The sequence below is a fragment of the Bauldia sp. genome, from assembly GCF_020442045.1.
Classification (GTDB): Bacteria; Pseudomonadota; Alphaproteobacteria; order Rhizobiales; family Kaistiaceae; genus Bauldia.
The window spans coordinates 22,198-33,679 of the sequence record NZ_JAGRLA010000049.1; the positions used below are offsets into that span (position 1 = coordinate 22,198).

Here is an 11,482-nt window from a genome sequence, read left to right on the forward strand (position 1 = left end):
AGTCAGGATGACCTGACGACAAGCGGACGACCATACACAGAATCGCGGTTGCCACGAAACGTGTGCCGGCCCGGCCCGTGAATGACCTAGCGATCGGTCCGCAGGTCGACTCCTCTCAGTCGCAACGCATTGCCGATTACCGAGACCGACGACAGGCTCATCGCCGCCGCGGCGATGATCGGCGAAAGCAGGATGCCGAAGATCGGATAGAGAACGCCGGCGGCAAGCGGCACGCCGAGGGAATTGTAGACGAAGGCGAAGAACAGGTTCTGGCGGATGTTGTGCATCGTCGCGGTTGCCAGGCGGCGGGCGCGCACGATGCCGCCAAGATCGCCGGACATCAGCGTCATGCCGGCGCTTTCGACGGCGATGTCGGCGCCCGCGCCCATCGCGATCCCGACATCCGCCTGGGCGAGAGCCGGCGCGTCGTTGACGCCGTCGCCGGCCATCGCGACCTTGGCGCCCGACTTCTGCAGATCGGCGATGATGCGGCTTTTGTCCTCCGGCAGGACTTCCGCGTGGATCGCGTCGATTCCGAGCGCCTTGCCGACCGCTTCGGCGGTCGTCTTGTTGTCGCCCGTTGCCATGATAACCTTCAGGCCGGCCCCGTGCAGGGCGCCGATCGCATCGGCGGTGGTCTCGCGGATCGGATCGGAGACGGCCAGTATCCCGGCGAGCTTGCCGTCGACCGCGACGAAGATGACGGTCTCGCCATTCGCCCGTCGAAGGCTGACCGACCCGGCGAGCTGTCTGGTCGGGATATGCTCCGAGTCCATCAGGCGGCCGTTGCCGATGATCACGGTCCGATCCTCGACGGTCCCCCGGATGCCCTGGCCGGACATCGCCTCGAACTCCGCCGCCTTCTGGACGGCAACGCCCCGCTCGCGCGCAGCGTCGACGACGGCACTGGCAAGCGGATGCTCGCTGGTGGCTTCGAGCGTCGCCGCGATCCTGAGCAGGCTGGCCTCGGGGAAGCCGGACACCGCCTCGATGCCGATCAGCGTCGGCTTGCCCTCGGTCAGCGTGCCCGTCTTGTCGACGACGACGGTATCGACCGACGCGAGCCGCTCCAGCGCTTCGGCGTTGCGGATGAGAACGCCGGCCTGGGCTCCCCGCCCGGTGGCGACCATGATCGAGATCGGAGTCGCCAGCCCGAGGGCGCAGGGACAGGCGATGATCAGGACGCTTACCGCCGCGACCAGCGCATAGGCGAGGGCCGGCGGCGGCGCGAGGAACAGCCAGAAGAAGAAGGCAATGACCGCGACCAGGATGACGCCCGGGACGAAATAGGACGAAACCCGGTCGGCCAGTCCCTGGATGGGAGCCCGGGAGCGCTGCGCCTCGGCCACCATCGCGACGATGCGCGCCAGCGTGGTTTCCGCGCCGGTGCGGTCCACCGTCATGTCGAAGCTGCCGCTGGTATTCTGCGTGCCACCGGTGACGCGGTCGCCCTCACCCTTTTCGACCGGCACCGGCTCTCCGGTCAGCAGCGATTCATCGACCGCGCTCTTGCCTTCGACGACTGCGCCGTCGATCGGGATCCTGTCGCCCGGACGGACGCGCAGCACGTCGCCGACGCCGACGGTCTCGAGCGCGACCGTCTCGGTGGAGCCGTCCGCCGCGACCCTTATCGCCGTCTTGGGCGAGAGGTCGAGCAGCGCGCGGATCGCTCCGCCGGTCTTCGCCCTTGCGTTGAGCTCGAGCACCTGCCCGAAAAGGACGAGCGCGGTGATGACGGCGGCCGATTCGAAATAGACCGGCACCAGGCCATGCCCGTCCCGCATCGCTTCCGGAAAGAGGTCCGGGAGGAAGACGGCCACGACGCTGTAGAGGAACGCCGCTCCTGTGCCGACCGCGATCAGCGTGAACATGTTGAGATTGCCGGTCCGGAACGAGGCGGCACCGCGCTTGAAGAACGGCCAGCCGCCGTAGAGGACGGCCGGGATGGCCAGGACCAGTTGCAGCAGCTGCTTGTCGTGCGGATCGAGGAAGGGCAGGAGGTCAAGGCCGAAGAAATGGTTGGCCATGTCCAGGACGAGGAGGATCGTGGCAAGTGGCGCGGCGATCATCAGCCGCCGCTTCATGTCGATCAGCTCGGGATTGGGACCCTCGTCGCCGGTCGCCACCATCGGCTCCAGCGCCATCCCACAGATCGGGCAGTCGCCCGGACCGTCCTTGATGACCTCGGGATGCATCGGGCAGGTGTAGGGCGTGCCCTCGGGAACCGGCCCGGCGGGCGCCTTTCCGGCGTGATGCGAATGTCCACCGGCGTGGTGCTTTTCCAGGTAGTGCGCCGGTTCCGCGGCGAACTTCGCGCGGCAGCCTTCGGAACAGAAGTGATAGGTGACGCCTTCGTGTTCGTGGCTGGGCTTCCCGGCATCGGGATCGACCGACATGCCGCAGACCGGATCGATCGCCGTCTTCTTCGTATCTTCGTCGGTCTGCGTGTGATGTTCGTTCATGTCCGTAATACTTTCCGGGAGATGCAATATACCCCCCTAGGGTATAAGTGGCCGCGACGCAATCCGCAACCGGCCCGTGGCGGAACGAAGCCCCGCCGACGCCGTGACGCGGGAGGGCGCTTTCGCGCTCTATTCCGCAAGATCACGGGGGAGGCGGCCCGAGACCACGTGGCGGCAATCCGTCCCGCATGGGTCCCGCGGCGGAAATCCGACGGATCGCGACGCCGGACCAATGAACGGGTCGTCCTCATCAGTAGCGCCGAAAGCTAAGATTGGCTGCTGTCGCGTAGGCGGTCATTAACCGCTGATCCCGTAACGTCGCGACCAGGTGAACCGGTTTTTCTGAATTCCTGCAGGCCCTTGGTGAACATTCTCGCGCGTACGGCGATCGTGCCTTCCCTGACCACGCCGGATATTGCGACGGCGGTCTCGCGCATCGCGGAGATTTCGGTGGTTACCGACCCGCGTGCGATCGAGGACGAGTGGCGGCGGTTCGAGACCTCGGCCATCGGCCACGTGTTCCAGACCTTCGATTTTGTCCGCCCCTGGCTCCAGAAGATCGGCGCCGACGAGATCGCGCCACGGATCGTGGTCGGTCGCGAGCTTCGCGGCGACATCGTCTTTCTGCTCCCATTCGGCATTCGCCGTTGCCTGGGCGCGACCCTGCTGGAGTGGCTGGGCGGTCCGTATGCGGACTATCACGCCGGGCTTTTCGCGCCGCATCTGCTTGCCTCGCTTGCCGGGGACAAGGCCCTGCGGCTGGCGCTCGTCGAAGCCGCCATGGCGCCCTTGAGGGCGGAGGTCGACGTGGTCCATTTCCGGCATCAGCCCGAGACGCTCGGCGACTATCCCAATCCGTTTGCCGCCTGGCATCCCTCGCATCACAGGAGGCGGGCGCATTGGACCCGCCTCGCCCCGGATTGGGACACCTATTACCGCTCGAAACGCAATTCGAGCTCGCGGCGGCACGACCGGCTTAAATGGGAGAAGATGGCGGACCTTGGTCCGGTCGCCATCATCGATGCCGAACGACCGGCAGACTCGCGGCGCATCCTGGCGGCGCTTTTCGAGCAGAAGGACCGGACGCTGGCCGCCGGCGGCGTGCCGCCCTTCTTCGCCAGTCGCAAGGTCAGGGCCTTTTACGAGGCAATGGCGCTCAAGCCGTATCCCGCCGGGCCCGCCCATGTCTCGGCCATCGAGTGCGACGGCCGCATCGTCGCGACCAACTGGGGCCTCGTTCGCGGCAACCGTTACTACTACGTCATGACCTCATACGAAGGCGGGGCGGTCTCGCGCTATTCACCCGGCCGCGCGCTGATGCGCCATCTCATGCGCTGGTCGATCGAACGCGGCATCTCCGAATTCGACTTCACGGTAGGTGACGAGGATTTCAAGTCGCACTGGTGCGAGGAGAACGAATACCTGCGCGGCAGCCTCAGGGTCTTTCATCCGCGTGGCGCCCTTCTCGGGGCCGCGCTGGCGGGCGTCCGGTCGACAAAGCAGCTTGTCACCACGAGTCCGCAACTGACCCGGCTTGCCAATCAGCTGCGCTGCCGGCTCGCCGCGAAACGCGGCTGACCCTCGGGCCGTGCCTGGCGGCGCCCGACATGCGGCGTCTTCTCCCAATGGTGTGGCCGGGTCGCCAGCTGGATAACCGCCCTGACGCAGGCGATCGCCATGAGCAGCCAGTAGAAGGGGAGCCAGACCACTCCGGTCATCGCCCATCCCCGTCGCCGCAGGGCGAGCGTCCGCCGGGCAAGGACGGCGATCGCCACATAGCCGGCGATCAGGTTGAAGAGGTTGAGGCCGACGATCGCCGCGACGAGCGGATCCCCGTTCCACATCGACAGCGGGTCGCCGGCGACGAGGATTGGCGTTGCCAGGAATAGCGGATGCGCAACCGCCGATACGATCATGCCCATCCCGACAAGCATGAAGCCGCAGGTCTGGCGGAATCCGATCTCCCGCGAGAACCGCAGCGGCTGCCGCAGGCAGACCAGCCAGGTCTGCAGCCAGCCCTTGAACCATCGCGACCGCTGGCGAAGCCACGGCCCGAAGGCGGCAGGCGCCTCCTCGCCGGTCGGCAGGAGGATCGTCGCGACCCGGTAGCCGAAGCGGGCGAAGCGGATGCCGAGATCGGCATCCTCGGTGACATTGAACGGGTCCCATCCGCCGACATGCTCGATGGCCGAACGCCGGAAGTGGTTGGAGGTACCGCCGAGCGGCAGGGGGAGGCGAAGCTCGGCGAGTGCCGGCAGGATTCCATCGAAGACGGTCGAATATTCGATCGCGAACAGCCGGGTGATGAGGTTCTTCCGCGCATTGTCGATGACGATCGGCGCCTGCAGGCAGGCAAGCCGGTCGTCGTTGCGCCGGAAGGTTTCGAAGGCTTCGCGGAGCTGGCCGGGATGGGGGAGGTCCTCCGCGTCATAAATAGCGACGAAATCGCCGCGCGCGAAGGTCAGGGCATATTGCAGTGCCATTGGCTTGGTACGCGGCCCGGCGCCATCGGGCACGATGACGATCTCGTAGGGCGTGCCGGGCGCGGCATGGGTTGCCGCGAAGCGGGTCGCGGCGTCATCCTCCTCGACGACGAGCTTTATGTCGAGCCGGTCGCGGGGCCAGTCGATCCGGTCAAACGCCGCCACGATCTGCCGGACGATATGCGCCTCGTGGAGGAGCGGCACCAGGATGGTGTAGACCGGCAATATCGTCTCGTCGGCCGGCGCCACGGCGGGAGAAGCGCGAAGCGGTACGCGTCCCGCGGCGGCAAAGCGCAACATCGAGACGCCGAGGAAGAAGAAGGCGGCGACGAGATCGACGAGGAATATCGTTGTCGAGGGCGAGACGAGCATTGCGGCGAGAATCGCCATCATTGCCGCCCCGCCGATGACGGCCTGGCGCCGGGTGACCGTGCGTCGTGCCGAAAAGCGCGGGTCGACACGCTCGAGGCGGTTGAGCGCCAGGGACGCGTAACCATCCTCGCCCGCCCGCCGCAATGCGGCGCGGATCGCGGTCGGCGTCGCGACCGCCAGGCGACGCCGGACGGTCGGGTGCCGTGCGAGCCAATGGCCGATCGCCGGCATGATCTCCTCGCTCGGCGCGAGATAGGCGCTTCCTTCCTCGCCGGCGTCCATCGCGAAGGTGCCGCGCTCGATACCGCTCAGGTCGGAATAGGCGTTGGGGCCGAGGACCACATGTGGTGTATAGGAGAGGCCAAGCCGGCGCGCGCGGCGGCGGTACACCGCTTCCTCGCCGCCGGACGCGGCCGCAACGACGTCCGGCCGATCGAAAGGATCGACGCGCGCCAAAAAATGTCCCCCCGCCCGACACCTTCTTGGGTGCCTGTAATCATTGGCTGTATTCCATCCCAAAACGACTTGCGAGTGAAGCGAAAAGACGGACATGGCGGAGAAGCGCGCGAATTCACCGACATCCCTGCGGCGCCTCGTGGCGGTCGCCGGCATTCTGCTCGGGACTGTCGTCATCGTCTCGGGATGGACGGCGACCGGCAACGTCGCGGCCAGGAGCCGGGAGCTGGGTGAGGTAGAACCGACGATCCCCAGCTTCTGGGATCCCAAGCGGCGGATCGAGCGGCCGCCGGCCGGTTCGGTGCCGGCGATCCGCTTCCTTACGACCAGCGACTTCCCGCCGTTCAATTTCCTCAACGAGGACGGGCGTCTGAGCGGTTTCAACGTCGATCTCGCCCGCGCCATTTGCGACGAGCTGGCCATCCGCTGCACGATCCAGACGCGGGAATGGGACGATCTGCTGAGGGCGTTGCGCGACGGGAATGCCGACGCCATCATCGCCGGCATGGCGATTACATCGGAGGCCCGGCAGGAGCTGGATTTCTCCGATGTCTACATGCGTTCCCCAGGCCGTTTCGTGGTCCGCGCGGACAGCGAGCCCTTCGAGCCGACGGTGGAGGGGCTGGCCGGGAAGACCCTCGCAGTGGTTGCCCGAAGCGCCCACGAGGCCTATCTCGCCGCCTTCTTTCCGGAAGTCGGCCGCAGGCTCTATGCGACACCGGAGGCGGCCCGGGAAGCCCTGAAGTCGGGCGAGGCGGACGCGCATTTCGGCGACGGCATGCAGTTGAGCTTCTGGCTGCAGAGCGATGCCGCCGACAATTGCTGCGTCTTTGCCGGGGGCCCCTATCTGGAATCGCGCTTCTTCGGTGAAGGGATGGCGATCGCCATGCCGCGCGGATCGGCCGACCTCAAGCAGGCGATCGATTCCGCCCTTGCATCGCTTTACGAGAAGGGTGTCTTCGCGGAACTCTACCTCCGCTCCTTCCCTGTCGGCTTCTTCTGAGCGAGCGCCTGGTCCAGCGCAAACCGGCCCGTCGCGGCGCCTGTCCGGCGGAAATCGGCGGCTACCCACAGATTCGACCGGTTCCGCCCCGTCCGACCCTTGCCACACCGCGTCCGGGGCATGATATGGTGGGCCGGGAAGTCGGCGGCGGACGTGCTCCTCGCCAACCGGGTCAGGTCCGGAAGGAAGCAGCCCTAACGAGTTTCGGCGCGGGTCGCTCGTCCGGCTTCCTTCTTGCCTCGCCGGGCCTAGTCGATTCCGGGAAGACTGGCTTCCCGCGGGCCGGCCACCGGGCCGGCGCGGATCGCCCTCTGGCTTCGGCTTGGACAGAATCGGGCGGACGGGCAGCGAAGAATGGACGGCAGCACCCATCAGGAGGCGGATACCGGCCACTATCGCGTTCTCGCGCGCAAGTACCGGCCGGAAAGCTTCGCCGATCTCATCGGCCAGGAGCCGATGGTCCGCACCCTGACCAACGCCTTCGACACCGGCCGCATCGCGCAGGCCTACATGCTGACCGGCGTCCGCGGCGTCGGCAAGACGACCACCGCCCGCATCCTCGCGCGTGCCCTGAACTATTCGGTTCCCGGCAAGGTCGACCGGCCGACCATCCACATGGAAGAGCCAGGCGAGCATTGCGCCGCGATCATGGAAGGCCGCCATATCGACGTCATCGAGATGGACGCCGCCTCCCATACCGGCATCGACGACATCCGCGAGATCATCGAGGCCTCGCGCTACAAGCCGGCGGTCGCCCGCTACAAGGTCTACATCATCGACGAGGTGCACATGCTCTCGAAGGCCGCCTTCAACGGCCTTCTGAAGACGCTCGAGGAGCCCCCCGAGCATGTGAAATTCGTCTTCGCCACCACCGAGATCCGCAAGGTGCCGGTGACCGTCCTCTCCCGCTGCCAGCGCTTCGATCTGCGGCGCATCGAGGCCGGGCGGCTGATCGACCTGATGCGCGGCATCGTTGCCAGGGAAGGCGTCGAGATCGAGGACGAGGCGCTGGTGATGCTTGCCCGCGCCGCCGAGGGCTCGGCGCGCGACTCGCTGTCGCTCCTCGACCAGGCGATCGCCCATGCCAGCGGCCGGGTCGAGGCGTCGGCGGTGCGCTCGATGCTCGGCCTTGCCGATCGCGCGCTGATCATCGACCTCTTCGGCGAATTGATGCGCGGCGGGATCGCCGGCGCGCTGGAGCGGCTGAAGGCGCTCTACGACGTTGGCGCCGATCCGGCCGTGGTTCTCGAGGACATTGCCGCCTTCACCCACCTCGTCACCCGGCTGAAGCTCGCGCCCGAGGCGGCCGCCGACGACAGCCTCACCGAGGAGGAAAAGACCAGGGGGCTCGAATTCGCCGGGAAGCTCTCTCTGAAGGTGCTGGCGCGCACCTGGCAGATGCTGCTGAAGGGGATCGAGGAGACCCGCGCGGCAAGCCGGCCGCTGGCCGCCGCGGACATGGTGCTGGTGCGGATCGCCCATGCCGCCGACCTGCCGACGCCGGACGATGCCTTGCGCGCCATCCGCGACGGTGCGCCGATGCCGGCCGGCGCTCCGCCATCTTCGCCGCCGCCACCGCCTGCCGGCGGCGAGCCGCGTGCCCGTCTTGCGTCCATCGGAGGGTCGTCGCCGATGCCGGCGCCTTCGGCACCGGAACCGGCTCCGACTCCGCCGCCCGCCGTCGACGCCCCGCCCGCGGTCCGCCTCGAGACCTTCGAGCAGCTGGTGGCGCTGGCGACAGAGAAGCGCGACCTCAAGTGGAAGCACGCGCTTGAGCATTACGTCCGGATCGAGCGCTTCGAGGATGGACGGATCGAGCTCGCGGTCACCGAGGACGCGCCGCGGACCCTCGCCGGCGACCTGTCGCGCACGCTGGAGCAATGGACGAGCCGCCGGTGGATGGTCGCGGTCGCGCGGGAGGCCGCGGCCCAGACCATCGCCGAGGCGCGAAGCGCGGCCCGCGAGCAACTGGTCGACGACGCGCGCTCCGACCCGGTGGTCGCGGCGGTGCTCGCCAGGTTTCCCGGCGCCGAGATCGTCAATGTCCGGATCCGGGCGGGCGAGGGCGATGCGGCGCTGTCCGACGGCAGCGACGTCGTGGCCGTTGCCGAGGAAGACCTCGACGACTAGGACACCCGGCAACGGGATTTTTCGGTTCGTGACGCGGAAGGAGACGACATGGCGCTCGGCGACATGATGGGAATGATGAAGCAGGCCAAGCAGCTTCAGGAGAAGATGCAGGCCATGCAGGACGAGGTCGCCGCGATGGAGATCGAGGGCTCTGCCGGCGGCGGACTGGTCAAGGTGACGATGAACGGCAAGGGCGAGGTGAAGGGTGTCGACATCGACCCGTCGCTGCTGAAGCCCGAGGAAGCCGAGATCGTCGAGGATCTGATCGTCGCCGCTTGCGGCGACGCCCGCACCAAGGGCGATACGCTGCTTCAGGACAAGATGCGCGAAATGACCGGCGGCATGGCCTTGCCGCCCGGCCTCAAGCTGCCATTCTAGACAATGGCCGGAGCGCAATGCGCGGTGGTTTCCGGCGCCGCCGGCGGCCTTGGCCGCGCCCTGGCGGAAGGATTCCTTGAGGCCGGCTACACGGTGACCGGCGTCGACAGGGCCGACCAGGGCTGGTTTGCGCCGGGCTTCGACTATGTCCGGCTCGACATCGCCGACAACGACGCGGTCGCCCGGTTCGGGGCCGGGCGCGAGCGCCTCGACGTCCTGGTCAACGCCGCCGGCATCATCCGCCGCGGCAAGGAATTCGACGCGCAAGTCTTCGCCGATGTCGTCGACATCAATCTCACCGGCACGATGCGGCTTTCCACCGCCTGCCGGCCGGCGCTTGCCCGGAACGGCGGCGGCTCGGTGGTCAATATCGCCTCCATGCTTTCCTTCTTCGGCGGCGCGCTGGTGCCGGGCTATGCGGCCTCCAAGGGTGGCATCGTCACCCTGACCAAGTCGCTCGCCATCGCCTGGGCCAAGGACGGCATCCGGGTCAATGCCGTGGCGCCCGGCTGGATCGCGACCCCGCTGACCCAGCAGTTGCAGGACGATCCCGACCGCAGCCGCGCCATCCTCGAGCGCACGCCGATGGCGCGCTGGGGGACGCCGTCCGACCTGGTCGGGCCGGCCCTCTTCCTGGCGAGCGCCGCCGCCCGTTTCGTCACCGGCGTGGTGTTGCCGGTCGATGGCGGCTATTCCTCGATGTGACCGTCGCCACGACACACGGAAGCAACCATGGCCATCGACGACCCCGATCCCCGCATGCCCTACCAGTTCCCGATGCCGCCGGAGACCGCAGACGACATCGTCGTGCCGAGCGTCCTGCCCGAGGACGGGCGGGTCTGGGTGCCGCAGGCGGAGAATGTCTGGTTCCGTCCGCTCTGCCTCAGCGCGTCGCAGGGCTACTGGGTCAACCTGCTGAAGGTGACGCGCTCCGGCGTACTGACCCGCCATCGCCACACCAATCCCGTCCACGGCTATGTGCTGAAGGGGCGCTGGCACTATCTCGAGCATGACTGGGTGGCGACCGAGGGCGGCTATGTCTACGAGCCTCCGGGCGAGACCCATACCCTGGTCGTGCCGGACGACGTCGACGAGATGATCACCATGTTCCAGGTCAACGGCCTGATGCTCTACGTCGACCCCTGGGGCAAGGCGCTCGGCTTCGAGGACGTCTTCACCAAGATCGACATGTGCCGCAGGCACTATGCCGACTGCGGCCTCGGCGCCGACTTCGTCGACCGGTTCGTTCGCTGAGCCATGTCCCGTTCCGTCGCCGGTCCCGAGATCGAACGCCTGATCCAGCTTCTCGCGCGGCTGCCCGGCCTCGGGCCGCGTTCGGCGCGGCGGGCGGCGCTCCACCTGATCAACAAGAAGGACGAGCTGCTTGTCCCGCTCGCCAAGGCGATGGATATCGCGGCGGAGAAGATCGTCGTCTGCTCGACCTGCGGCAATGTTGACACCACCGATCCCTGCATGATCTGCACCGATCCGCGGCGCGACCCCTCGACCATCGTCGTGGTCGAGGAAGTCGCCGACCTCTGGGCGCTGGAGCGGGCGACCGCGATCAACGCCCGCTATCATGTGCTCGGCGGCGTGCTGTCGCCGCTCGACGGCATCGGACCGGACGACATCGGCATCGCCAGCCTCGCGCGCCGGGTCGCGGAGGGCGGCGTCAGCGAGGTGATCATCGCCGTCAACGCCACCGTCGAGGGCCAGACCACCGCCCACTACATCACCGACCAGATCGCCGGCCATGGCGTGAAGATCTCGCGCCTCGCCCATGGCGTGCCGGTCGGCGGCGAGCTCGATTACCTAGACGAGGGAACCCTCGCCGCCGCGATCCGCAGCCGCACGCCTTTCGTCTGAGGTCCTCCGGCCTTCGGCCGTCCGCGCCTCTTGCTTGTTTCCCTGTCGCGCCTCGCGGCGCTCCTCGCCTCTTGTTTGCATCCCTGTCCGGCCTCCGGCCGTCCGCGCCTCTTGTTTGTTTCCCGGTCCGGCCTCCGGCCGTCCTCGCCTCTTGCTCGCTTCCCGGTCCGGTCCATGGTGGCACGCGTTCGGACACGCCGTATCCTTGCCGCGCCCGGAGGCCGGGCCGGTTTGCGATCCTTCCGTCTTTGCGCCTCCTTCGAGGCTCCTCCGGCCTTCGGCCGTCCTCGCCTCTTGCTTGCCTCCCTGTCGCGCCTCGCGGCGCTCCTCGC

At 67.6% G+C, this 11,482-nt stretch carries 9 protein-coding genes and 1 other RNA gene; 8 read left to right on the forward strand and 2 right to left on the reverse strand.

The genetic code is table 11. The features are described from left to right. Nucleotides 1–86: 86 nt before the first annotated feature. Nucleotides 87–2,462, reverse strand: a complete 2,376-nt coding sequence (locus KDJ86_RS05740; protein WP_291743871.1) for a heavy metal translocating P-type ATPase — start codon at nucleotides 2,460–2,462, stop codon at nucleotides 87–89. 363 nt (nucleotides 2,463–2,825) lie between these two features. On the opposite strand from KDJ86_RS05740, the gene KDJ86_RS05745 reads away from it, so the two are divergent. Then, on the forward strand, nucleotides 2,826–4,040 hold the full coding sequence (locus KDJ86_RS05745) for a GNAT family N-acetyltransferase (protein ID WP_291743873.1): 1,215 nt from the start codon (nucleotides 2,826–2,828) through the stop codon (nucleotides 4,038–4,040). Here KDJ86_RS05745 and KDJ86_RS05750 read toward each other — a convergent pair. Beyond that, the gene (locus tag KDJ86_RS05750) at nucleotides 4,004–5,773 is read right to left on the reverse strand and encodes a glycosyltransferase family 2 protein (protein ID WP_291743875.1); all 1,770 of its coding nucleotides are present in this window, start codon (nucleotides 5,771–5,773) and stop codon (nucleotides 4,004–4,006) included. The genes KDJ86_RS05745 and KDJ86_RS05750 overlap by 37 nt on opposite strands. Nucleotides 5,774–5,867: 94 nt before the next feature. Between KDJ86_RS05750 and KDJ86_RS05755 the strand changes: the two genes are divergently transcribed. From KDJ86_RS05755 to recR, 7 genes are all read left to right on the forward strand, one after another. Continuing rightward, nucleotides 5,868–6,776, forward strand: coding sequence for an ABC transporter substrate-binding protein (locus KDJ86_RS05755; RefSeq protein ID WP_291743877.1), 909 nt, complete (start codon nucleotides 5,868–5,870; stop codon nucleotides 6,774–6,776). 137 nt (nucleotides 6,777–6,913) lie between these two features. Continuing rightward, nucleotides 6,914–7,009: signal recognition particle sRNA small type (gene ffs / locus KDJ86_RS05760), an RNA gene on the forward strand. Between the two features lie 121 nt (nucleotides 7,010–7,130). Then, nucleotides 7,131–8,906 (forward strand): DNA polymerase III subunit gamma/tau, encoded by a 1,776-nt coding sequence (locus KDJ86_RS05765; RefSeq protein WP_291743879.1) that lies wholly within the window; start codon nucleotides 7,131–7,133, stop codon nucleotides 8,904–8,906. A gap of 48 nt (nucleotides 8,907–8,954) precedes the next feature. Then, nucleotides 8,955–9,284: a YbaB/EbfC family nucleoid-associated protein gene (locus KDJ86_RS05770; protein ID WP_291743881.1), complete on the forward strand. Its 330-nt coding sequence runs from the start codon at nucleotides 8,955–8,957 to the stop codon at nucleotides 9,282–9,284. A 24-nt stretch (nucleotides 9,285–9,308) separates the two neighbouring features. Further along, nucleotides 9,309–9,989, forward strand: a complete 681-nt coding sequence (locus KDJ86_RS05775; RefSeq protein ID WP_291743883.1) for an SDR family NAD(P)-dependent oxidoreductase — start codon at nucleotides 9,309–9,311, stop codon at nucleotides 9,987–9,989. Nucleotides 9,990–10,016: 27 nt separating this feature from the next. Further along, nucleotides 10,017–10,538, forward strand: a complete 522-nt coding sequence (locus KDJ86_RS05780; protein WP_291743885.1) for a 2,4'-dihydroxyacetophenone dioxygenase family protein — start codon at nucleotides 10,017–10,019, stop codon at nucleotides 10,536–10,538. A 3-nt stretch (nucleotides 10,539–10,541) separates the two neighbouring features. Then, nucleotides 10,542–11,150 carry a recombination mediator RecR gene (recR, locus tag KDJ86_RS05785; protein WP_291743887.1) on the forward strand — a complete coding sequence of 203 codons (609 nt, stop codon included), beginning with the start codon at nucleotides 10,542–10,544 and terminating at the stop codon, nucleotides 11,148–11,150. The last annotated feature ends 332 nt before the right edge of the window (nucleotides 11,151–11,482 follow it).

Coding starts and splice junctions, on each gene's coding strand:
- KDJ86_RS05740 (WP_291743871.1), bottom strand. CDS start 2,462: ATGAACGAACATCACACGCAGACCGACGAAGATACGAAGAAGACGGCG.
- KDJ86_RS05755 (WP_291743877.1), top strand. CDS start 5,868: ATGGCGGAGAAGCGCGCGAATTCACCGACATCCCTGCGGCGCCTCGTG.
- KDJ86_RS05765 (WP_291743879.1), top strand. CDS start 7,131: ATGGACGGCAGCACCCATCAGGAGGCGGATACCGGCCACTATCGCGTT.
- KDJ86_RS05770 (WP_291743881.1), top strand. CDS start 8,955: ATGGCGCTCGGCGACATGATGGGAATGATGAAGCAGGCCAAGCAGCTT.
- KDJ86_RS05780 (WP_291743885.1), top strand. CDS start 10,017: ATGGCCATCGACGACCCCGATCCCCGCATGCCCTACCAGTTCCCGATG.
- recR (WP_291743887.1), top strand. CDS start 10,542: ATGTCCCGTTCCGTCGCCGGTCCCGAGATCGAACGCCTGATCCAGCTT.